This window comes from Streptomyces sp. NBC_01244 (assembly GCF_035987325.1).
Taxonomy (GTDB): Bacteria; Actinomycetota; Actinomycetes; order Streptomycetales; family Streptomycetaceae; genus Streptomyces.
Window position 1 is genome coordinate 1,848,001 of the sequence record NZ_CP108488.1, and the last position, 19,823, is coordinate 1,867,823.

The window sequence follows — 19,823 nt, forward strand, 5'->3', positions numbered from 1 at the left end:
TCAGCGGTCCGTGGCTCCGGCCGGAGCGGTCCTCAGGATCGTCTCCACCGCACGGCTGATCTCCACCCCCGTGAGATCCGCCCGCGCGGTCAGTCGCAGCCGGGAGATGCCGTCCGGTACCGACGGCGGCCGGAAGCACCCCACGGACAGACCTGCCTCGCGGCAGTCGGCGGCCCAGCGCAGTGCCGCCGAAGCCGACGGGGCCCGTACCGACACCACGGCCGCGTCCGGCCGGGCCGCGGTCAGGCCGGACGCGGTGAGCCGTCCGTACAGTTCGGCGGCCACCTCGCGGGCGCGGTCCGCGCGCTCCGGTTCCCGCTGGAGCAGGCGCAGGGCGGCCAGAGCGGCGCCCGTCGCGGCCGGGGCCAGCCCGGTGTCGAAGATGAAGGTCCGCGCCGTGTTGACCAGGTGCCGGATCACCTTGGCCGGGCCGAGCACCGCCCCGCCCTGGCTGCCCAGGGACTTCGAGAGGGTCAGCGTCGCGACCACCCCGGGGGCCCCCGCGAGCCCGGCGGCGTACAGCGCCCCGCGGCCTCCCTCGCCCAGCACCCCGAGGCCGTGCGCGTCGTCCACCAGCAGGGCCGCACCCTCCGCCCGGCAGGCCTCGGCGTGGGCCGCGAGCGGGGCGGCGTCCCCGTCGACCGAGAACACCGAGTCGGTGACCAGCAGCGCCCGCCCCTGGTGGGCGGCGAGGGTCTTGCGGACGGTGTCCGGGTCGCAGTGCGCGACGACGGCGGTCTCGGCGCGCGACAGCCGGCAGCCGTCCACGATCGAGGCGTGGTTGCCCGCGTCGGAGACCACCAGGGTGCCCCGGTCGCTGAGCGCGGTGACGGCGGCCAGGTTGGCCGCGTAGCCGGAGGAGAGCACCAGCGCGGCCTCGAACCCGCAGAAGGCCGCCAGCTCCCGCTCGAGCTCCGCATGAAGTTCGGTCGTGCCCGTGACGAGACGTGATCCAGTGGCTCCGGCGCCCCAGCGCTCGGCCGCCTCGCTCGCTCCCCGCACCGTTTCGGGGTGCCGCGACAGTCCGAGGTAGTCGTTGCTCGCGAGGTCGAGGAGCGGGGAGGCGGCCGGACGCGGGCGCAGCGTCCGGACGAGTCCGGCCTGCTCCCGGGCCTGCTCCGCGTCGTCGATCCAGGAGAAGACGTCCACGGGGGCGGGGGTGTGCTGGTCTGGCATCGACGGGTCCTCGCGTTTTTTGTCGGCAGTCCACAGACCTGCCCGACCCTAACCGCCCGTGACCCCTGCGTCAGGTGTGGCGATACACACACTCTCTTCCGGCCATGTTGTTCGATCTCTCCTTGGCCGGGAGTGCCCGTGTGGGACAGGATCGGCATCATGGACCTGCTGAACACCCTCGTGGACAAGGGGCTGCGGCGTGAGCTGCCGACCCGCGAAGAGGCGCTCGCCGTGCTGGCGACCTCTGACGACGAACTGCTCGACGTGGTGGCCGCGGCCGGCAAGGTGCGCCGACAGTGGTTCGGTCGCCGGGTCAAGCTGAACTACCTGGTCAACCTGAAGTCGGGGCTCTGCCCCGAGGACTGCTCGTACTGTTCCCAGCGGCTGGGATCGAAGGCCGAGATCCTCAAATACACGTGGCTGAAGCCCGACGAGGCCTCCCAGGCCGCGGCCGCGGGCGTCGCCGGCGGGGCCAAGCGGGTCTGCCTGGTGGCCAGCGGGCGGGGTCCGACGGACCGCGACGTGGACCGTGTCGGCAAGACGATCGCGGCCATCAAGGAGCAGAACGAGGGCGTCGAGGTGTGCGCCTGCCTCGGTCTCCTGTCGGACGGCCAGGCCGAGCGCCTGAAGGACGCGGGCGCGGATGCCTACAACCACAACCTCAACACCTCCGAGGCCACGTACGGCCAGATCACCAAGACCCACACCTACGCGGACCGGGTCGATACGGTGCAGAAGGCGCACGCCGCCGGCCTGTCGGCGTGCTCGGGCCTGATCGCGGGCATGGGCGAGAGCGACGAGGACCTCGTCGACGTCGTCTACGCGCTGCGCGAGCTCGACAGCGACTCGGTCCCGGTCAACTTCCTGATCCCCTTCGAGGGCACCCCGCTGGCCAAGGAGTGGAACCTCACCCCGCAGCGCGCCCTGCGCATCCTCGCGATGGTCCGCTTCGTCTGCCCCGACGTCGAGGTCCGCATCGCGGGCGGCCGCGAGGTGCACCTGCGCACCCTGCAGCCGCTGGCGCTGCACGTGGCGAATTCGATCTTCCTGGGCGACTACCTGACCAGCGAGGGCCAGGCCGGACAGGCCGACCTCGACATGATCGCGGACGCCGGTTTCGAGGTGGAGGGCGCCGGTACGACGACCCTGCCCGCGCACCGCTCCGAGGTCGCGGCGGCGGCCACCGGGGGCTGCGGCTCCCAGGGCTCCGGCGCCTCGGTCTGCGGCTCCTCCGCCACGGCGGACGAGGCCGGCTCCGGCTGCGGTTCGGCGTGCGGCGGCTGCTCGGGGCACGCCGGGCACGAGGCCCCCGCAGCGGCTCAGGCCGCGGGACCCGTACCGGCCCAGGCCGAGGCGGGCGAGGTCCGGCCGGGTCTGGTGGCGGTACGCCGCCGCGGTGCGGGAACGGATCTCGCGCCCAATGCCTGATCAGCACCACGCGCACCTCGCGCCCGACGTGCTGTCGGCCCGCGAACTGCTCGCCCTGGACCGGCAGCACGTCTGGCACCCGTACGGCCCGATGCCCGGGCGGCAGGAGCCGCTCGTCGTGTCCTCCGCCTCCGGGGTCCGCCTCCGGCTGGCCGAGCCCTCGCAGGGCCACGACGAGCTGGTCGACGGCATGTCCTCCTGGTGGTCGGCGATCCACGGGTACAACCACCCGGCGCTGAACGAGGCCGTCACCGGCCAGCTCGGCCGGATGTCGCACGTGATGTTCGGCGGGCTCACCCACGAGCCCGCCGTCCGGCTGGCCGCCAAGCTCGTCGAGCTCACCCCGGCCGGCCTGGAGCACGTCTTCCTCGCCGACTCGGGCTCGGTCTCGGTCGAGGTCGCGGTGAAGATGTGCCTCCAGTACTGGCGTTCGGTGGGGCGCCCCGGGAAGAGCCGCCTCCTCACCTGGCGGGGCGGCTACCACGGGGACACCTGGCAGCCGATGGCCGTCTGCGACCCCGAGGGCGGCATGCACGAGCTGTGGTCGGGCATCCTCCCGCGCCAGCTCTTCGCTGACGCCCCGCCGAGCGGCTTCTCCGCACCCGTGGACGAGTCCTACGTCGCCCACCTGCGCTCGATGTTCGCCGCGCACCGGGACGAACTGGCGGCCGTGATCGTGGAGCCGGTGGTCCAGGGCGCGGGCGGCATGCGGTTCCACAACCCGGGCTACCTCCGGGTGCTGCGCGAGCTGTGCGACGAGTTCGACGTGCTGCTGATCCTGGACGAGATCGCCACGGGCTTCGGCCGCACGGGCGCGCTGTTCGCGGCGGACCACGCCGGGATCACCCCGGACGTGATGTGCCTGGGCAAGTCGCTGACCGGCGGTTACCTCACCCTGTCCGCGACGCTCTGCACGGAGCGGGTCGCGGACGGGATCTCGCGCGGCGAGGTCCCGGTCCTGGCCCACGGGCCGACCTTCATGGGCAACCCGCTGGCCAGCTCGGTGGCGCTGGCCTCCATCGACCTGCTGCTCGGTCAGGACTGGCAGGGCGAGGTCAAGCGCCTCGAGGCGGCCCTGCTGGAGGGCCTGGCCCCGGCCGCGGACCTGCCGGGCGTCCGGGAGGTACGGGTCCTGGGCGCGATCGGCGTCGTCCAGCTCGACCGCCAGGTCGACATGGCCCGCGCCACGGCGGCGGCGGTCCGGGAGGGCGTCTGGCTGCGCCCGTTCCGGGACCTGATCTACACGATGCCGCCGTTCGTGACGGGTGACGCCGACATGGCCCGCATCTGCCGGGCCGTGGTCGCGGCCGCGAAGGAGGCCTGACATGGCGGTGCTGATGGTCTCGGGGACGGGAACCGAGATCGGCAAGACGGTCGTCACCTCGGCCGTCGCGGCGGCCGCCCTCGCGGCGGGCCTCTCGGTGGCCGTGCTCAAGCCCGCCCAGACCGGCGTCGGCCCGGACGAGCCCGCAGACGCGGCCGAGGTCGGCCGGCTGGCCGGCTCGGCCGTCACCACGGTGGAGCTCGCCCGCTACCCGGAGCCGTTGGCCCCGGACACGGCGGCCCGGCGCGCGGGGCTCCCGACGGTGTCCCCGGAGCGGATCGCGGAGGCGGCCCGCGAGCTCGCCCTCTCCCACGACCTGGTCCTGGTCGAGGGCGCGGGCGGCCTTCTGGTCCGCTTCGACGAGGCCGGCCACACCCTGGCGGACGCGGCCCGCCTGCTCGGCGCTCCGGTACTGATCGTGGCCCCGGCGGGTCTCGGCACCCTCAACTCCACCGCCCTGACGGCCGAAGCCCTCCGGGCCCGCGGCCTGACCTCCCCGGGCGTGGTGATCGGCAGCTGGCCGGCCGAACCGGACCTGGCGTCCCGCTGCAACCTGGCCGACCTGCCCTCGGTCTCCGCCCTCCCGCTCCTGGGCGCGGTCCCGGCCGGCGCGGGCACCCTCCCCCCGGCCGCTTTCCGCAGCTCGGCGCCCGCCTGGCTCGCCGCCCCCCTCCACGGCACCTGGTCGGCGCAAGCCGGCTGACCAACCCCACCTCCGCGGGCGGAGCGGGCGGCAAGGCTCCGTACGGCGGCGCCTCGCCGCCCGGTCCGTGGGGCCGGACGGGGGAACGGGCGGTGCCTCGCGGTCACCCGGCGGTGTCGTGGTGGGCGGCCGCGGCGGGGCGGCTGAGTATCGGGGGGTGGGCTTCCTCGTGCCGGTCCTCTTCGCGCTGTTCGCGGCGCTCAGCAACGCCCTCGCGACCGTGCTCCAGCGGCGGGCGGCACTCACCGTGCCGCAGAGCGACGGATTCCGCTTCGGGCTGGTGCTCGACCTGCTGCGCCGGCCGCTCTGGATCGGCGGGATCCTGGCCGTCATCGCGGCCGGCGCCGGGCAGGCCGTGGCCCTGGCCACGGGCGCGCTGGCCCTCGTACAGCCCCTGTTCGTCCTCGAGCTGCCGCTCGCGCTCCTGATCGCCTCGCTGGTGACGCGGACCCGGTTGCCCGGGCCTTTGTGGCTCGCCGTGGCCGGAGTGGTGGCCGGGCTCGGGATCGCGCTGGTGGCCGCCTCACCGGCGGGGAACCGTACGGATGTTCCGGCCGACCGGTGGGTCACGGCCCTGGCCGCGTGCGCCGTGGCGGTGGCGGCGCTCTCCGTGGCCGGCCTGCGGCAGCGGCCCGGCCGGATGCGGGCCGGATGCCTCGGCGCGGCCACCGCCGTCTGCTACGCGCTGACCGCCGCGCTGATGAAGTCGGCCATGCACGTACTCGACGAGGGCGGCATCGGCGCCTTCCTGCGCACCTGGGAAACCTACGGCTTCGCCGCGACCGGCATCTGCGCCCTCCTGCTCCTCGAACACGCCATGCAGGGCGGCCCACTGGTCGCCTCGCAGCCCGCGCTGACGCTCGGCGACGCGGGCGTGAGCGTCGCGCTGGGAGTGCTGCTGTACGAGGAACACCTCCGGGCCCACTGGTGGCTGCTGCCGCAGCTGCTGGGCCTGTGCCTGATCTGCGCCGGAGTGCTCGCCCTGACCAGGCACAGCGCGGGAGCCGATGCGGGCACGACGTGATCCGGCGGCCCGGCCGCCGGGGGGCGGCGGCCTCCATGGGGTCAGCGGCCGCTGCGGGATCAGCGACCTCCGCGGGACCAGTGGCCCCTGCGGAACCAGTGCACCCGCAGCACCGGTGACCCCGCAGGACCAGGCCCCCCGTGAGATCAGCGGCTCCGCAGGACCAGCAGCCCCGCGAGATCAGCGGCCGCGCGGGACCAGCAGCCCCCGCAGGGCCAGCGGCCCCCGTGAGACCAGCAGCCCCGCGAGACCAGCAGGCCCGCAGGACCAGCGGCCCCCGCGGAACCAGCGACCGAGGGTGAAAGGGTCGCCGCCGGGTCAGTGGCCTCCGCGCGGCTCCAGGCAGCCGCCCTCTACGTACATCCCGTGGGCCTCCACGGTCGGCGGCGGGCCCAGCCGGCCCGTCACGCACGGGCCGCTCTCGGGGACCGACAGGACGAACGAGACGTTCACCGACCCGGATCCGTACACGCCCCCGGCGTCGAACCCGTAGCCCAGCCCGGTCAGGACCGCGCGCAGCTCCTCCACCGTGTGCGGTGCACCCTTCGCGCCGGAGCCGCCCGCCACCGCCGCCCTGATCCGTGCGGCGTGTGCGTCGCCCCGGCACCGGGCCCCGGGGGTGAGCTCCGCCTGCTGTTTGAAGGCGTGGTTCTCCGCGTGCTTCCGCGCCTCGGGATCCGCGGGCAGCTCGCGCCCCGTGGCCTCGGGGCTCGCGCCGGCCGTCCCCACGTCCGCGCACCGCGCCGCGATCTCGGGGAACAGCTTGTCGTGGCGTGCGACCGCGGCGGCTGCCTGAGCCGCGTAGTCCACGGAAGGGGCCGCGGGCTCCGGGTCCCCGGAGCCCGCGGTACGCGTACCGCAGCCGGTCAGCACGAGCGCTCCGGCGGCGAAGAGCAAGGGGACGGCAAGGGCGCCCGCACGGGGGCGGGGGCCGGTGCGGGGCGTCGTCACGCCGTCTCCACGAGCGGTTTGACCCAGCGCCGCCAGTGATCCTCGCGGTGGTAGCCGGCCGCGGCCCACGCCCGCTGCGCGCGCTCGTTCGCTTCGAGGACCATCGCGTCACCCCGGCGGCCCCCGACGGCGACGAAACGCCGTTCGGCCGCCTCCAGGAGCGCCGTGGCGATCCCCCGGCGACGCCGGGACGGCAGGACGGCTAGCCGGTAGAGCGACGCCCGCCACCCGTCCCAGCCGGCGATCACGGACCCGACCAGGACCCCGTCGCATTCCGCGAGGATCAGCGCCTCGGGATCCCGGGTGACGAGCCGGGTCACCCCGTCCGCGTCGTCCGTGATCGACGTGCCCTCCGCCGCTTCCTTCCAGAAGGCGAGCACGGTCTCGGCATCGGCCGGCACCGCGGCCCGTATGTGCAGATCGGTCATGTGCCGGAGCCAAGCACGGCCGCCCGGTGGCCCGCCACCGACTTCCGCCTGCCGAGACGTACCGCGGGCGCACCCGCGCCCATCTCCCGGACGCCGACGCGGGTGGGATGCGAAGATCCTTCACATCCGACCCCGTCATGGCCGGGTGGTCCACCGAACGAATGATCCGCCCACTTTGCTCTTCCTTTACCCTGTAGGCAGCTGTTCCTCTCCCCCTCGAATCCCCCTCGAACGAAAGGTGTGAGCGTCCGTCCATGGGCGAGCCTCCCAGTCCCCTCCCTTCCCGTCCGCGACAGCGCGCGACACCCCTCCTCCTGGCTGATCATGGGACGGAGGTGAAGGATCGATGACCGAAGTGCTCCTGCTCGTCGTGGCGCTGCTGCTCTGCCTTGCCTGCGGAGTCTTCGTCGCGGCCGAGTTCTCGCTGACCACCATCGAGCGCAGTGAACTGGAACGGGCCGTCGAGCGCGGCGAGCGCGGCGCCGACAGCGCCCTGGCCGCGGTCCGCAGCCTGACGTTCCAGCTCTCCGGCGCCCAGCTCGGCATCACGGTGACCGGCCTGGTCATCGGCATGATCTCCAAGCCCTCGATCGCCGCCCTCCTCAAGGGCCCCTTCGAGGCCATGGGACTGTCCGCCGGAGCCGCGTCCTCCACCGCCCTGGTCCTCGGCACCGTGCTGTCGACCGTCGTCCTGATGGTCGTGGGCGAGCTCGTCCCCAAGAACTGGGCGATCTCCTCCCCGCTGGCCGTCGCCAGGCGGGTCGCCACCGCGCAGCGGGTCTTCAGCCGCGCCTTCAGGCCCCTCATCAGCCATCTGAACACCACGGCGAACCACATGGTCCGCCGGTTCGGCATGGAGCCCGCCGAGGAACTCGCCTCGGCGCGCACCCCCCAGGAGCTGGCGGCCCTGGCCTGGCACTCCGCGAAGGCGGGCGCCCTGGAGAAGGACACCGCCGAACTGTTCATGCGGACCTTGAACCTCGCCGACCTGACCGCGGAGAACGTCATGACCCCCCGGGTCCAGGTCACCGCCCTGGAGCTGCAGACCACCGCCGAGGACGTGGCGAACGCGACCCTGGCCACCGGGCTGTCGCGCTTCCCCGTCTACCGGGGCAACCTCGACAGCGTCGTCGGCACCGTCCACATCAAGGACGTACTGGCGCTGCCGGCCGAGGAGCGCCACAACCACCCCGTGTCCTCGCTGCTGCGCGAACCCCTCCTCGTACCGGAGTCGCTGACCGTGGACCGGCTCCTGGACCGGTTGTCCGGGAAGCAGACGATGGCCGTGGTCATCGACGAGTACGGCGGCACGGCGGGTGTGGCCACGCTGGAGGACATCGTCGAGGAGGTCGTCGGCGAGGTCCGCGACGAGCACGACCCGCACGAGACCCCCGACCTGGCCCCGGCCGGGGAGGACCCCTCCGGGCGCGCCCTGTTCTCCGCGGACGGCTCCGCGCGCACCGACCAGCTCCAGCGGATCGGGCTGCGCGTGCCGGACGGCCCGTACGAGACGCTGGCCGGCCTGATAGCGACCGAGCTGGGGCGGATCCCGCTGGTCGGCGACAGCCTGGAGCTCGACGGCTGGCGGCTGGACGTGGTGGACGCGAGCGGGCGGCGGGCGGCGCGGGTGCTGTTGCACGTGCCGGCCGAACCGACCCCCGATGATGGTGCGGAGGAGGCCCGATGACCGCCGTCCAGTTGCTGATCGGCCTGGCGACCCTGGTCGTCAACGCCTTCTTCGTCGGCGCGGAGTTCGCCATGATCTCCGTACGGCGCAGCCAGATCGAGCCGTACGCCGAGCAGGGCGACCGCAGGGCGCGCGCCGTGCTGTGGGGCCTGGAGCACGTGTCGGCGCTCATGGCGGCTGCCCAGCTGGGCATCACGCTGTGCACCTTGGTGCTGGGTGTGGTGGCCGAGCCGGCCATCGCCCACCTGCTGACCCCGGTGTTCGACTTCTTCGGGGTGCCGTCCGGGCTGACCCACGCGATCTCCTTCGTGGTGGCGCTGGCCCTGGCCACGTACCTGCACATGCTCTTCGGCGAGATGCTGCCGAAGAACGTGGCGCTGGCCGAGCCGGTGCGGACCGCCCTGCTGCTGGGTCCGCCGCTGGTGACCCTGACCCGTGGGCTGAAGCCGGTGATCTTCGCGATCAACGCCTTCGCCAACACCCTGCTCCGTCTGCTGCGGGTGGAGGTCAAGGGCGAGGTCGGGGCGACCTTCTCGGACGACGAGCTGGCCCGGATCGTCAAGGACTCCAGCGACGCGGGACTCATCGACGACCGCGCGAGCGAGCGGCTGCACGACGCCCTGGGACTGGGGCGGCGGCCGGTGACCGATGTGGTGCTGCCCGCGGACCGGGTGGTTCCGGCCCGCGAGGGCATCACACCGGCCGGACTGGAGCGGCTGTCGGCCGAGTCGGGGTACTCCCGGTTCCCGATGATCGACGCGCAGGGCCGGATCCTGGGGTACCTGCACGTCAAGGACGCACTGGACGCGGCCGAGCGGGACGAGCCCTTCCCGGTCGGCGCGCTGCGGACGATCGCGCACGTCCGGGCGGAGACCCCGCTGGACGACGTGCTGACCGCGATGCGGCGCAGCCGTACGCACCTGGCGGCGGTGCTCGGGCCGGACGGGGTCATGACGGGCCTGGTCACGATGGAGGACGTGCTGCGGGAGCTGTTCGGCAGGCCTGCTTCGGCGTAGCGGGGCGCGGTGCGCCTGCTCCCCCGGTCCCGCGTGCGGGGCCGGGGTACCGGGCGGTAGCATCGCTCCCGCCATGGAGATGAATGCGCGGTACACCAGTTTCGTCGCGGTCGGCGACTCCTTCACCGAGGGCATGTCGGACCTGCTCCCCGACGGCTCCTACCGGGGCTGGGCCGATCTGCTCGCCGACCGCCTCGCCGCCCGCGAGCCGGGCTTCCGCTACGCGAACCTCGCGGTCCGCGGCAAGCTGATCGGGCAGATCGCCGGGGAGCAGGCTCCCGCGGCCGCCGAGATGGGCGCCGACGTGGTGACCCTGGTCGGCGGGCTGAACGACACCCTGCGCCCCAAGGTGGACGTGGGCCGGGTGCGCGGGCACCTGGAAGAGGCCGTCGGGCTGCTGGCGCCCTCCTGCGGGACGCTGGTCCTGATGCGCTCGCCGGGCCGCGACGGCCCCGTGATGGAACGTTTCCGTCCGCGCATGGAGGAGCTCTTCGTCATCATCGAGGAGCTCGCCGCGCGGCACGGCGCCCTCGTGGTCGACCTGTACGGGTCCTCCGCGCTCGGCGACCCGCGGATGTGGGACGTGGACCGGCTGCACCTGACGGCCGAAGGCCACCGCAGGGTCGCGGAGGCCGTCTGGCAGACGCTGGGCCTGCCGCCCGAGGCGGACTGGAGCGCCGAACTGGCGCCCACGCCCCCTCCCGGGTGGACCGCGCGCCGCTCGCAGGACCTCAGCTTCGCCCGGCAGCACCTCCTGCCCTGGGTCGGCCGCCGCCTCACGGGCCGCTCCAGCGGGGACGGCCGGCCCGCCAAACGCCCGGAACTGCTGCCGTACGAGGCTCCGGCGGCCGACCGGCTCGCATAGCCCGCGGGCCCCGCGCCCGCCCCTGCTCCGCCCCGCGCGCTCTCGTAGCAAGGCACAATCCCGGCCGGGTCCCCTACCTGCGTAAACACACAGCCGAGGCCCAAGTAGAATCCCTCCACGTGACTGCCAAGCCCCGCATCCCCAATGTCCTGGCCGGCCGCTACGCCTCCGCGGAGCTCGCCGTCCTGTGGTCCCCCGAGTACAAGGTGACGCTGGAGCGGCGGCTGTGGCTCGCCGTGCTCCGCGCCCAGAAGGATCTCGGCATCGAGGTCCCCGACGAGGCCCTCGCCGACTACGAGCGCGTCCTGGAGACCGTCGACCTCGCCTCCATCGCCGAGCGCGAGAAGATCACCCGGCACGACGTGAAGGCCCGCATCGAGGAGTTCAACGCCCTCGCCGGCCACGAGCACGTCCACAAGGGCATGACCTCCCGCGACCTCACCGAGAACGTCGAGCAGCTCCAGATCCGCCTCTCGCTGGAACTGATCCGTGACCGCACGGTCGCCGTCCTCGCCCGTCTCGGCAAGCTGGCCGGCGAGCACGCCGAGCTGGTCATGGCCGGCCGCTCCCACAACGTCGCCGCTCAGGCGACCACCCTGGGCAAGCGCTTCGCCACCGCCGCCGACGAGCTGCTGGTCTCGTACGGCCGCCTGGACGACCTGCTGACCCGCTACCCGCTGCGCGGCATCAAGGGACCGGTCGGCACCTCGCAGGACATGCTCGACCTGCTGGGCGGCGACGCCGCGAAGCTGGCCGACCTCGAGCAGCGGATCGCGGCCCACCTCGGCTTCGGCCAGGCCTTCACCTCGGTCGGCCAGGTCTACCCGCGCTCCCTCGACTACGACGTGGTCACCGCCCTGGTCCAGCTGGCCGCGGCACCCTCCTCCATCGCCAAGACGATCCGCCTGATGGCCGGCCACGAGCTCGTGACCGAGGGCTTCAAGCCCGGCCAGGTCGGCTCCTCCGCGATGCCGCACAAGATGAACACCCGCTCCTGCGAGCGCGTGAACGGCCTGATGGTCATCCTGCGCGGCTACGCGTCGATGACCGGCGAGCTGGCCGGCGACCAGTGGAACGAGGGCGACGTCTCCTGCTCCGTCGTCCGCCGGGTCGCGCTGCCCGACGCGTTCTTCGCCCTCGACGGCCTGATGGAGACCTTCCTGACGGTCCTGGACGAGTTCGGCGCCTTCCCCGCCGTCGTGGCCCGCGAGCTGGACCGCTACCTCCCCTTCCTTGCCACCACCAAGGTTCTGATGGGTGCCGTGCGGGCCGGGGTGGGCCGCGAGTCCGCCCACGAGGTCATCAAGGAGCACGCGGTGGCCTCCGCCCTCGCCATGCGCGAGCAGGGTGCCGAGCGCAACGAGCTGCTCGACAAGCTGGCCGCCGACGAGCGGATGCCGCTGGACCGGGCCCAGCTGGACGCCCTGATGGCCGACAAGCTGTCCTTCACCGGCGCGGCGGGCGACCAGGTCGCCGCGGTGGTCTCGCGCATCGAGGAGATCACCAAGGAGCACCCCGAGGCCGCGGGCTACACCCCCGGGTCGATCCTCTGACCCCCGAAGAGCTCGACTCCGCCCGCGACCGCGTCCTCCCGGACGTGGTCGCGGGCGGTCTTCGCGTCCTCTTCTGCGGCATCAACCCGGGCCTCCTCTCCGCCGCGACGGGCCACCACTTCGCCCGCCCCGGCAACCGCTTCTGGCCGGTCCTCCATCTGTCGGGTTTCACCCCGCGGCTCCTGTCCCCCGACGAGCAGGACGAGTTGCCGACGTACCGCCTCGGCATCACGAACGTCGTGGCCCGCGCCACGGCCCGCGCCGACGAGCTGAGCGCCGAGGAGTTCCGTGAGGGCGGCCGCATCCTGACGGCCAAGGTGGAACTCCTGCGCCCCCAGTGGCTGGCCGTGGTCGGAGTCACCGCCTACCGCACCGCCTTCGGCGAGCGAAAGGCCCGGATCGGCCCCCAGGAGCGCACCATCGGCGCCACCCGCATCTGGGCCCTCCCCAACCCCAGCGGCCTCAACGCCCGCTGGACCGCCGCCTCCATGGCCCAGGAGTACGCCCGCCTCCGCGCGGCCGCCGAGTCCACCGATCCCGCCGGCGCCGACCCGTAGGACGCCCGCGGCCGCCGCATGGCGGGCCTCTATCATCCGGGGATGATCATCAAGCCGATCGAACTCGTGATATTCGACTGCGACGGGGTTCTCGTCGACAGCGAACGGATAGCCGCCCGCGTCCAGGTCGCTCTGGGGGCGGAGCTCGGCTGGCCCCTCACCGAGGCCGAGGTCATCGACCGGTTCATCGGACGCTCCTCCGTCTCCATCCGCGAGCAGATCACCGACCGGCTCGGTCCCGAGGCGGCCGCGCACTGGTGGGACCGGTTCGAGGAACTCCACCGGGAGGCGGTGGACTCGGGGCTGTCACCCGTGGACGGTCTTCCTCAGGCGCTCGACGCGATCGCCCTGCCGACGTGTGTCGCCTCCAGCGGCTCGCACGAGAAGATGCGGCACACCCTCGGCCGCACCGGCCTCTACGCACGCTTCGAAGGCCGCATCCACAGCGCCACCGAGGTCTCCCGCGGCAAACCCGCCCCGGACCTCTTCCTGTACGCCGCGCGGCGGATGGGCGTGGATCCCGCCGCTTGCGCGGTCGTCGAGGACAGCCGTCCCGGCGTCCAGGCCGCCCGCGCCGCCGGAATGCGGGCCTTCGGCTACGCCGGCGGGCTGACCCCCGCCGAGCGACTCGAAGGCCCCGGCACCGTCGTCTTCGACGACATGCGCCAACTCCCCGGCCTCCTCACCGACCACTGACCCCGCCGGACGGCGGAGCCTGCCTGGCTGCCGCAACGGACCGGCTCGGCCCGGCGGGAAGCTCGTCCACCCCGTCGAGCCGGTCGGTCGAGCCGATCCGCCGAGCCGCTCCGGCGTCAGGCGTCCCGCCGCCGGACCGCCAGCCAGCCGCCGCCCACCGCGACCAGCGCCCACAGGACCATGACCCCGAACCCGGCCCAGGGGGCGAGGCCCACCGAGGTGTCCAGCCGCATCATCATCTGGCCCGCACGGTCCGGCAGGTACTGGGCGATGCCCCCGGCGTGCGCCCCGAGTACGAACGACACGATCAACGTGAAGGGTATGAGCAGGCTCAGGACGGCCGAAGCGCTGCGCAGCACCGCCGTCAGTCCGGCCGACAGCAGGGCCATCATCGCGAGGTACGCACCGCAGCCGAAGATGGCACGGTAGGTACCCGGGCTGCCCAGTTCCAGGGTGTAGGGGCCCATGAAAGCCTGCCCGCCGAGGAAGGTCGCCAGTGCGGTGAGCTGTCCCACCAGGAAGGCCAGCCCGCCGATCACGGCCATCTTCGAGAGGTAGAGCCGCGCCCTGTTCGGTACCGCGGCAAGTGACGTGCGCAGCGCGCCGTTGTGGAACTCGGACGACAGCGCGGTCGCGCCGAAGGCGAAGGCGGCTACCTGACCGAAGTTGAGGCTGTAGAAGGCCGCGAGGAGCGGGTCGTCCCCCATGCTGCCGGCCTCTACGTCGCCGATGAGCGAGGCGGTCAGTACCTGGATGCCCACCGTGGCGGCGAAGACGGCTATCAGCGCCCCGAAGGTGCCGCGCAGGGACCGTATCTTGATCCATTCCGAGTGCAGGACGGGGACGGTGGGCAGAGCGGTGCTCATGGGGAAGCCTCCTTGAAAGGGGTGGGTCAGCTGGTGGCGGCGAACTGGGCGCTGTCCGCGGTGAGGTCGAGGTAGGCCTGCTCCAGGGAGGCCCGCTCGTCGATCAGTTCCAGCATCGGGATGCCTTCGCGGGCGGCGATGACGCCGAGCTGCTCGGCCTGCATGCCGTCCACGGTCCACCGCCCGCCCTCGGCGATGACCAGCTCGAAGTCCTCCCGGGCCAGGGTGGCCCGGAGCCGGACGGGGTCCGTGGTGCGCAGCCGCACCCTCGGGGTGCTGCGGGCGTCGATGAACTCCTCTATGGAGGTGTCGGCCAGCAGCTTGCCCTGCCCGAGGACGATGAGGTGGTCGGCGAGGGCGGCGGTCTCGGTCATCAGGTGACTGGAGACCAGGACCGTGCGCCCTTCGGCAGCCAGGCCGCGCATGAGCTCGCGGATCCAGATGATGCCTTCGGGGTCGAGGCCGTTGGTGGGCTCGTCCAGGAGCAGCACCTCGGGGTCTCCGAGCAGCGCGGCCGCTATGCCGAGGCGCTGACGCATGCCCAGCGAGAAGGTCTTGATCCGCCGCTTGGCCGCCGAGGCTATCCCGGACTGCTCCAGGACCGCCTCCACGCGGCTCATCGGGATGCGGTTGGCGGCGGCGAGGAAGCGCAGGTGGTCCCGGGCCGTGCGTCCGCCGTGCGCCGACTGCGCGTCCAGCAGGGCTCCCACCCGGTGGAGCGGGTCGGGGAGTTCGGTGAACCGCCGGCCGCCGATGGTGGCCGTCCCGGAGGTGATCCGGTCGAGGCCCAGCAGCAGCCTCATCGTGGTCGACTTCCCGGCCCCGTTGGGCCCGAGGAACCCGGTGACACGGCCCGGCATGACATCGAAGGTGAGGTGGTCCACGGCCCGGGTCCGGCCGAATTCCTTGGTCAGTTCTCGGATCTCGATGCTGTTCATGTCTCAAGGTTCGCCGCCGGCCCCACCCCTCTTCCTCCCCCAAGCGAGGGTTCCTTCTCCCCCACGTGGGGGAGGAGCCGCCCCGCCCCGAACTGCGACGATGAGGGGATGCACCGACTGTTCCGCGCCGCACTGCGCCCAGTGACCTACTCGCGCTGGGTGCACCTGTGCGTTCCCATCCTGATGCTGGCCGTGTGGATGTTCATCGAGCCCGAGGCTCCGTGGGTGCCGCTCGTCCTCGTCATACCGATGGGACTGCTGCCCTGGATGCGGGTGGCCGAAGGGCTCCAGGCACAGTTCCTCCTCACCCCCTCCGAGCGCGGCGCCCGAGGCGCGCGGGAGACCGAGGAGAACAGCTTCAGCACCGTCGGGTCCCAGACCTGGAGCGACCGCTGGCGGACCCTGTTGTGGCTGGAGATACGGCTCGTCGTCTCCCTGGCCACGATGATGGCCACCGTGTGGCTGCCGATGCTGACGGTCCAGCTGGTCACGGCCGGACTCGGCAGCAGGGTCACCCAGGAGAATGTGATACCTCCCGGATTCCCGGTCTGGGCGGCGTGGCTGCTGGCTCCCCTTCCACCGGTCCTCCTGATCGTCCTCGTGGTCCTGCTCGGCGACATGATCACGGCCATCGCCCGCCGGCTGCTGGGGCCTTCGGCGGCGGAGCGGCTCACCGCGCTGGAGGTGCGGACCGAGCAGCTTCTGGAGCGCACGCGCATCGCGCGAGAGCTGCACGACTCCATCGGGCACGCGCTGACCGTGGCCGTGGTCCAGGCGGGGGCCGCGCGGGCGGCGGGCGATCCGGAGTTCACGGACCGTGCGCTGAGCGCGATCGAGGAGACGGGCCGGGCCGCCCTGGAGGACCTGGACCGGGTGCTGCGCGTCCTGCGGGAGTCCGGTCAGCGGCCGTCCCAGCGGCCCACCCTGGCGGAGGCCGACCGGCTGTTCGAGTCGGCGCGCGCCTCCGGCGCCACCGTCGACGCGCAACTGATCGGCCCGCTCGACCAGTTGCCCGACCCCGTGAGCCAGGAGGGGTACCGGATCCTGCAGGAGGCGCTGACCAATGTGCTGCGGCACTGCGGTCCCGTGCCGGTGCGGGTGCGGATCGGCATGGTCGCCGACCGGCTGGACCTGGAGGTGACCAATCCACTGCCGGACCGGCCCTCCGTCATGACCGGCGGCGGCACCGGACTGCGCGGGATGCGGGAGCGGGCCGCGCTGCTCGGCGGGGAGACCGAGACCGGGCTGTACAAGGGGGGTTGGAGGGTGCGTACGCGGCTGCCACTGGAGCGAATACGCTGACCGGATGCCGGTTACCGTACTGCTCGTCGACGACGAACCCCTGGTGCGCGCGGGTCTGCGCGCCGTCCTGGACGCCCAGCCCGACATCGAGGTGGTCGGCGAGGCCGCCGACGGCGCCGCGGTGGTCCCGCTGGTGCGGCAACTGCGCCCCGATGTCGTGGCGATGGATGTGCGGATGCCGCTGCTCGACGGGATCGAGGCGACCAGGGCGGTCCTGCGGAGCGTGGACTCGCCGCCGAAGATCCTCGTGGTCACCACCTTCGAGAACGACGAGTACGTCTACCAGGCGCTGCGCGCCGGCGCGGACGGGTTCCTGCTCAAGCGGGCCCGCCCGTCGGAGATCGTGCACGCGGTCCGTCTGGTGGCGGAGGGTGAAACGCTGCTCTTCCCCGCGGCGGTCCGCTCGCTGGCCGCCGAGTACGGGAACCGCTCTGCGCGGACGGTACTGGATCGGGCGGCGCTGACCGAGCGCGAGGAGGCCGTGCTCCGGCTGATGGCGAAGGGACTGACCAACATCGAGATCGCCCGCGAGCTGATCGTCGGCACGGAGACGGTGAAGTCCCACGTCAGTGCGATCCTGGGGAAGCTGGGGGCTCGGGACCGGACCCAGGCCGTGATCACCGCGTACGAGTCCGGGTTCGTCGCTCCCGCGTGACCGGCCCACGAGGGGAACGCCGGATTCCGGACTATGGGGGGCTGCTTCTCGCCGCCGCGCCCGGTGAGCAGTACGATCCGCCTGACAAGCTCGCTAGCTGGGAGGACACACGTTGGGGCAGCTGACCGGCGGGGACCCCTCTCTGCTGCGGCGGATCAACTCCGCGGTGGTGCTGCGGGCCCTGCGCGCGGCCGAAGCGCCGACGCTCACCGACCTCACCCGGGTCACCGGACTCTCGCGGCCCACTGTCGAGGGAGTCGTCGAAGGGCTCATCGGGACGGGCCTCGTCGTCGAGGCGGGCGCGGAGGAGGGTGCGCGGCGCCAGGGACGCCCGGCCAGACGGTTCCGCTTCCGCGCGGAGGCGGGGCACCTGCTCGGCGTGGAGATCGGCGCGCACCGGATCGCGGTGCTGCTGTCCGGGCTGGACGGCCGGGTGATCGGCGCCGGCACCAAGGAGGTCGCCGAGACGGCCTCCGCCGACGAACGGCTCGAACGGGTCCGCGGCGCGGTGGCCGACCTGCTGCGCCGCGCCGGGGTACCGCGGGACTCCCTGCGCGCGGTCGGCGTGGGCAGCCCCGGGATCGTGGAGGCCGACGGCACCGTCCGCCTCGGCACGGCCCTGCCCGGCTGGACCGGGCTGCCGCTCGGGGAGCGGCTGCGGCGCTCGTTCCGCTGCCCGGTGCAGGTGGAGAACGACGCCAACGCCGCCGCGGTCGCCGAGCACTGGAAGGGCGCCGCGACCGACACCGACGACATGGTCTTCGTGATGGCCGGGCTCAGCCCCGGAGCGGGCTCCCTGATCGGAGGTCGGCTGCACCGCGGGTTCGGCGGGGCCGCCGGGGAGATCGGCGCCCTGCACCTGCTGGGACGCGAGGTCACGCCGGAGAAGCTGCTCTCGACCACCGGCGAACCGCTGCACCCGCTGGACGAGCGGGCGGTGGCGGAGGTCTTCGCGAAGGCCAAGCGCGGGGACGTGGGGTCGGTGGCAGCGGTGGAGCGGTTCATCCAGCGGCTGGTCCACGACGTGGCCGCGCTGGTCCTGGCGATGGATCCGGAGCTGGTCGTGGTCGGCGGCTGGGCGGCCGGGCTGGACGGGGTACTGGACCCCCTGCGCCGGGAACTGGAGCGCTACTGTCTGCGCCCGCCGCGCGTGGCGCTGTCCCTGCTGGGCGAGGCGGCGGTGGCCACGGGAGCGCTGCGGCTGGCGCTGGACCACGTGGAAGAAGAACTGTTCGCGGTGGAGAAGACGGTCACCGCCCGCCGCTGATCCCCTCGGGGGCGCGGTACGGATACGGGTGCACGCCGCCGCCGGTGCCGCGGATCGACGCACGCGCCGCCGGGTCCAGCCCAGGCGCCGGTCCAACTTGCGGGTCGGCGTCGGTGAGTCCCTGCGGGGCAGAGTCCCCTACCCGCCCTTCGCCCGTTCCCCGGGCTCTGCCCGGACCCGGTCCTCAAACGCCGGACGGGCTGACAGGCCCCTGGGGCTCCGCCCCAGACCCCGGTCCTCAAACGCCGGACAGGCTGAGAACAGCGGCCCGTCCGTCCGCCGAGCGGGGCCACCGCTGCGTGGCGGCCCCGGTCAGCAGCTGGTCGGCATGGTCAGGACGCGACCCGCGCGTCGTGGGTGATCTGCACGTCGCCCGAGTCGCCGAAGGTCAGCCGGCAGGTGTCCGCCCGGTAGGTGGCCACCGAGACGGCCGCCGTGCCGGCCGCCGTGAAGTAGCGGGTGGTGACCAGGAGGACCGGGGCGCCGGGCAGGCGGTCCAGTTCCTTCGCGTCCTCGGCACGGGCGGAGCCGAGCTCCACGGAGCGGTCCTGGCCGTCGAGGACCAGCTTCTGCAGCTCGCGCATGACCGTGCGGGCGCGGGCCGGACCGGCCGGGGCGTCGATGGCGGAGAGGCCCGGCACCGAGGAGGCCGGCACGTACAGCAGCTCGGCGGCGAGGACCTGGCCCTGCTCGACGCGGCTGCGGCGCACCGCGAGCACCATCTCGCCGGGGGCGGCCCCGAGGAGCTTCAGGAGGGCGGGGGTGAGCACGGCCTCCTCCGCCGCGTCCACCGGCTCCCACCCGTCGACGCTCTCGCCGGGCCAGCTGTGCTGCGCGCTGCCGACGTCGACGCCCACGCGCGGCGGGGCGACGGTGGTGCCGACGCCCCGGCGGCGCTGGAGGCGGCCTTCGAGCTCGAGCTGCTCCAGTGCCTGGCGCAGGGTCGCCCGGGCGACGCCGAAGCGGGCGGCGAGCTCGCGCTCGTTCGGCAGGATCTCGCCCACGGCGAAGTCCTGGTCGAGCGCCTCACTGAGGACGGTCTTGAGGTGCAAGTACTTCGGCTCCGGCACCGTTTCGAGCTGCGTGGTCCCCACCCTGACTCCTCCTGCTATCGCCGCACTCGCCGTGTTCCAGCGGGAGTTCCGCGCCTTTGTTTATTAAAGGTTCCTGCACTATGCCTGCGACGATAGGACGGCGCACCCCCTTGGTCAAGACCAATGCTCATCCCTTTGTCGGGCAGATCGGGCATATGCATCAAGCTGTTCACGGGATGTTCGCGAGCACCGCGGAAACCGCGCGGAAGACGTCACGGAAGCCACCCCAAAAGACACCTCGAGGGGTACCGCGACGGCACCCCGAAGGCCACCTTGAGGGGCGCCGCGAAAAC

Annotated in this window: 19 protein-coding genes; 13 read left to right on the top strand and 6 right to left on the bottom strand. The window is 73.1% G+C overall.

Annotated elements, in window-relative coordinates:
* Positions 1–1,176: an 8-amino-7-oxononanoate synthase gene (locus OG247_RS07995; RefSeq protein WP_327251583.1), complete on the bottom strand. Its 1,176-nt coding sequence runs from the start codon at positions 1,174–1,176 to the stop codon at positions 1–3.
* A 159-nt stretch (positions 1,177–1,335) separates the two neighbouring features.
* Between OG247_RS07995 and bioB the strand changes: the two genes are divergently transcribed.
* The 4 genes from bioB to OG247_RS08015 all read left to right on the top strand — a co-directional run bounded on the left by bioB (position 1,336) and on the right by OG247_RS08015 (position 5,655).
* Positions 1,336–2,604 carry a biotin synthase BioB gene (gene bioB / locus OG247_RS08000; protein WP_327251584.1) on the top strand — a complete coding sequence of 423 codons (1,269 nt, stop codon included), beginning with the start codon at positions 1,336–1,338 and terminating at the stop codon, positions 2,602–2,604.
* Complete coding sequence (locus tag OG247_RS08005; protein ID WP_327251585.1) at positions 2,597–3,928, top strand: adenosylmethionine--8-amino-7-oxononanoate transaminase; 1,332 nt, start codon at positions 2,597–2,599, stop codon at positions 3,926–3,928. The genes bioB and OG247_RS08005 overlap by 8 nt, the downstream gene beginning before the upstream one ends.
* A gap of 1 nt (position 3,929) precedes the next feature.
* Entirely contained in the window at positions 3,930–4,631 is a 702-nt protein-coding gene (bioD, locus tag OG247_RS08010) for a dethiobiotin synthase (RefSeq protein WP_327251586.1), read from the top strand.
* A 157-nt stretch (positions 4,632–4,788) separates the two neighbouring features.
* Positions 4,789–5,655 carry a DMT family transporter gene (locus OG247_RS08015; protein WP_327251587.1) on the top strand — a complete coding sequence of 289 codons (867 nt, stop codon included), beginning with the start codon at positions 4,789–4,791 and terminating at the stop codon, positions 5,653–5,655.
* 318 nt (positions 5,656–5,973) lie between these two features.
* On the opposite strand, the gene OG247_RS08020 is transcribed toward OG247_RS08015, so the two are convergent.
* Together OG247_RS08020 and OG247_RS08025 are read right to left on the bottom strand one after the other, a co-directional pair.
* Entirely contained in the window at positions 5,974–6,606 is a 633-nt protein-coding gene (locus tag OG247_RS08020; protein ID WP_327251588.1) for a hypothetical protein, read from the bottom strand.
* Positions 6,603–7,034, bottom strand: a complete 432-nt coding sequence (locus OG247_RS08025; RefSeq protein ID WP_327251589.1) for a GNAT family N-acetyltransferase — start codon at positions 7,032–7,034, stop codon at positions 6,603–6,605. Before OG247_RS08025 ends, OG247_RS08020 begins: the two co-directional genes overlap by 4 nt.
* Before the next feature lie 346 nt (positions 7,035–7,380).
* Here OG247_RS08025 and OG247_RS08030 point away from each other — a divergent pair, with 346 nt between their 5' ends.
* From OG247_RS08030 to OG247_RS08055, 6 genes are all read left to right on the top strand, one after another.
* The gene (locus OG247_RS08030; RefSeq protein ID WP_327251590.1) at positions 7,381–8,721 is read left to right on the top strand and encodes a hemolysin family protein; all 1,341 of its coding nucleotides are present in this window, start codon (positions 7,381–7,383) and stop codon (positions 8,719–8,721) included.
* Entirely contained in the window at positions 8,718–9,737 is a 1,020-nt protein-coding gene (locus OG247_RS08035; protein ID WP_327251591.1) for a hemolysin family protein, read from the top strand. Before OG247_RS08030 ends, OG247_RS08035 begins: the two co-directional genes overlap by 4 nt.
* Before the next feature lie 73 nt (positions 9,738–9,810).
* Positions 9,811–10,602 (top strand): SGNH/GDSL hydrolase family protein, encoded by a 792-nt coding sequence (locus OG247_RS08040; protein ID WP_327251592.1) that lies wholly within the window; start codon positions 9,811–9,813, stop codon positions 10,600–10,602.
* A gap of 119 nt (positions 10,603–10,721) precedes the next feature.
* Entirely contained in the window at positions 10,722–12,155 is a 1,434-nt protein-coding gene (gene purB / locus OG247_RS08045; protein WP_327251593.1) for an adenylosuccinate lyase, read from the top strand.
* The gene (mug, locus tag OG247_RS08050; protein ID WP_327257379.1) at positions 12,152–12,712 is read left to right on the top strand and encodes a G/U mismatch-specific DNA glycosylase; all 561 of its coding nucleotides are present in this window, start codon (positions 12,152–12,154) and stop codon (positions 12,710–12,712) included. Before purB ends, mug begins: the two co-directional genes overlap by 4 nt.
* A gap of 45 nt (positions 12,713–12,757) precedes the next feature.
* Positions 12,758–13,408 carry an HAD family hydrolase gene (locus OG247_RS08055; RefSeq protein WP_327257380.1) on the top strand — a complete coding sequence of 217 codons (651 nt, stop codon included), beginning with the start codon at positions 12,758–12,760 and terminating at the stop codon, positions 13,406–13,408.
* A gap of 116 nt (positions 13,409–13,524) precedes the next feature.
* On the opposite strand, the gene OG247_RS08060 is transcribed toward OG247_RS08055, so the two are convergent.
* Together OG247_RS08060 and OG247_RS08065 are read right to left on the bottom strand one after the other, a co-directional pair.
* Positions 13,525–14,274, bottom strand: coding sequence for an ABC transporter permease (locus OG247_RS08060; protein WP_327251594.1), 750 nt, complete (start codon positions 14,272–14,274; stop codon positions 13,525–13,527).
* 26 nt (positions 14,275–14,300) lie between these two features.
* The gene (locus tag OG247_RS08065; protein ID WP_327251595.1) at positions 14,301–15,212 is read right to left on the bottom strand and encodes an ABC transporter ATP-binding protein; all 912 of its coding nucleotides are present in this window, start codon (positions 15,210–15,212) and stop codon (positions 14,301–14,303) included.
* Between the two features lie 108 nt (positions 15,213–15,320).
* On the opposite strand from OG247_RS08065, the gene OG247_RS08070 reads away from it, so the two are divergent.
* From OG247_RS08070 to OG247_RS08080, 3 genes are all read left to right on the top strand, one after another.
* Complete coding sequence (locus OG247_RS08070; RefSeq protein ID WP_327251596.1) at positions 15,321–16,514, top strand: sensor histidine kinase; 1,194 nt, start codon at positions 15,321–15,323, stop codon at positions 16,512–16,514.
* 4 nt (positions 16,515–16,518) lie between these two features.
* Complete coding sequence (locus OG247_RS08075; RefSeq protein ID WP_327251597.1) at positions 16,519–17,169, top strand: response regulator transcription factor; 651 nt, start codon at positions 16,519–16,521, stop codon at positions 17,167–17,169.
* A 112-nt stretch (positions 17,170–17,281) separates the two neighbouring features.
* Positions 17,282–18,436 carry an ROK family transcriptional regulator gene (locus OG247_RS08080; RefSeq protein ID WP_327251598.1) on the top strand — a complete coding sequence of 385 codons (1,155 nt, stop codon included), beginning with the start codon at positions 17,282–17,284 and terminating at the stop codon, positions 18,434–18,436.
* A 332-nt stretch (positions 18,437–18,768) separates the two neighbouring features.
* Here the strand turns inward: OG247_RS08080 and OG247_RS08085 are convergent, their stop codons facing one another.
* Positions 18,769–19,530, bottom strand: a complete 762-nt coding sequence (locus tag OG247_RS08085) for a GntR family transcriptional regulator (protein WP_327251599.1) — start codon at positions 19,528–19,530, stop codon at positions 18,769–18,771.
* Positions 19,531–19,823: the final 293 nt, after the last annotated feature.

Bases quoted from the DNA above. Each gene is read 5' to 3' on its own strand.
- OG247_RS08025 (WP_327251589.1), bottom strand. From the start codon at position 7,034: ATGACCGATCTGCACATACGGGCCGCGGTGCCGGCCGATGCCGAGACC.
- OG247_RS07995 (WP_327251583.1), bottom strand. From the start codon at position 1,176: ATGCCAGACCAGCACACCCCCGCCCCCGTGGACGTCTTCTCCTGGATC.
- OG247_RS08060 (WP_327251594.1), bottom strand. From the start codon at position 14,274: ATGAGCACCGCTCTGCCCACCGTCCCCGTCCTGCACTCGGAATGGATC.
- OG247_RS08035 (WP_327251591.1), top strand. From the start codon at position 8,718: ATGACCGCCGTCCAGTTGCTGATCGGCCTGGCGACCCTGGTCGTCAAC.
- bioB (WP_327251584.1), top strand. From the start codon at position 1,336: ATGGACCTGCTGAACACCCTCGTGGACAAGGGGCTGCGGCGTGAGCTG.
- OG247_RS08030 (WP_327251590.1), top strand. From the start codon at position 7,381: ATGACCGAAGTGCTCCTGCTCGTCGTGGCGCTGCTGCTCTGCCTTGCC.
- bioD (WP_327251586.1), top strand. From the start codon at position 3,930: ATGGCGGTGCTGATGGTCTCGGGGACGGGAACCGAGATCGGCAAGACG.
- OG247_RS08065 (WP_327251595.1), bottom strand. From the start codon at position 15,212: ATGAACAGCATCGAGATCCGAGAACTGACCAAGGAATTCGGCCGGACC.
- OG247_RS08075 (WP_327251597.1), top strand. From the start codon at position 16,519: ATGCCGGTTACCGTACTGCTCGTCGACGACGAACCCCTGGTGCGCGCG.
- OG247_RS08005 (WP_327251585.1), top strand. From the start codon at position 2,597: ATGCCTGATCAGCACCACGCGCACCTCGCGCCCGACGTGCTGTCGGCC.
- OG247_RS08040 (WP_327251592.1), top strand. From the start codon at position 9,811: ATGGAGATGAATGCGCGGTACACCAGTTTCGTCGCGGTCGGCGACTCC.
- OG247_RS08070 (WP_327251596.1), top strand. From the start codon at position 15,321: ATGCACCGACTGTTCCGCGCCGCACTGCGCCCAGTGACCTACTCGCGC.